Raw genomic sequence first — 1,138 nt, 5'->3', positions numbered from 1 at the left:
CATTCCGGCCTCGGACGCCAGTGTGCTGGTCTCATCCTGGATCTACGAGAACGTGGGCACCGCGAAGCGGGTGTTCAGCTACGCCGAGTCGTTCCCCGCCGTGGAGCCGGGCTGCGCGCCGCCGCCGTTCGCGCGCACCTTCGCCCACAGCGACTGGGTCGACGGCGAGGACGTGGTGCAGGCCGGGCAGACCCCGGGGGAGCAGGGCTTCAACGAGCGGTTCCACCGCATCGAACACGACCTGGACCACCTCGGCACCGACCTGGCCAAGGCGTTCTCCTGCATGGCGGCGATGCGGGTCAGCCTGCGGCGGCTGCTCGACGAGATCCGCGCGGAGATCAACCGGCTGCACTCGACGGTGCACGAGAACAAGGTCAGCCCGGGCCCGTACGCGATCGAGCAGATCCCCAACTACATCGGCGCGCTGGACTTCGGCAAGTACATGGGCACCACGATGTTCATGGACAAGAAGGTCAGCATCTGGCAGACCAAGGCCGGCACCATCGTGCTGCCCGCCGTGGAGACCCTCGGCGTCGACGTGGTCGTCGGGCCAAAGGTCCGGGGCGCGGCCTACCTGCAGCGGTACGCCGCCGAGAACGGTGACGTCCGGCAGCGCTTCCCGCGCGAGGTGAAGTTGTCGGAGTTCATCCGCGCCTTCGGCGAGGAGGAGGTGGCCGACGGTCGGCTGATCCGCGACGTGCTCAAGGTGCTGCCGGCGGACACCAGCTACCCGAGCGTGGACGCGATGCTCGGCGAGGTGAGCGAGCGGGAGGCGGTGATCGTCCGGACCACCGTCGGAGCCCAGTCGGCGGTCGCCGCCGCGCTCGGCATCGAGGGTGAGTTGGAGAACGTCGGCGACGCCGACATCGCCATGCTCAGCGGGGTGCCGACCAAGGCCCGGGCAGCGCTGGCCCGCGCCGGGATCAGCACGCTCGGCAAGTTGGCCGAGGCTCCGACGGAGCAGGTGCTCGCCATCATGAAGGAGGCGCAGGTGCGCGCGAACGTCGGCGACGCCGCCGAGTGGACCGGGTACGCCCGGACGCTGAGCAAGCTGCGCTGAACGGTCGGTGCCGGATCCGGCGAACGGTTGATCCACGCCGCTCGCCGGGTCGGTGTGACGACACTGCGCTGGCGCGGC

General features: G+C 70.0%; 1 protein-coding gene. It reads left to right on the top strand.

Going from position 1 to position 1,138, the window contains the following annotated elements:
* Positions 1-1,060, top strand: a 1,060-nt coding sequence (locus KBX34_RS33060) for a hypothetical protein (RefSeq protein ID WP_210928989.1), incomplete at its 5' end; no start/stop codon positions are given.
* Positions 1,061-1,138 lie beyond the last annotated feature (78 nt).

Origin of the sequence: Micromonospora sp. M61, assembly GCF_018070245.1 — a bacterium.
Lineage (GTDB): Bacteria > Actinomycetota > Actinomycetes > Mycobacteriales > Micromonosporaceae > Micromonospora > Micromonospora zamorensis.
Note: the sequence above shows the minus strand (reverse complement) of the source record. Positions and strands in the feature narration are given on the sequence as shown.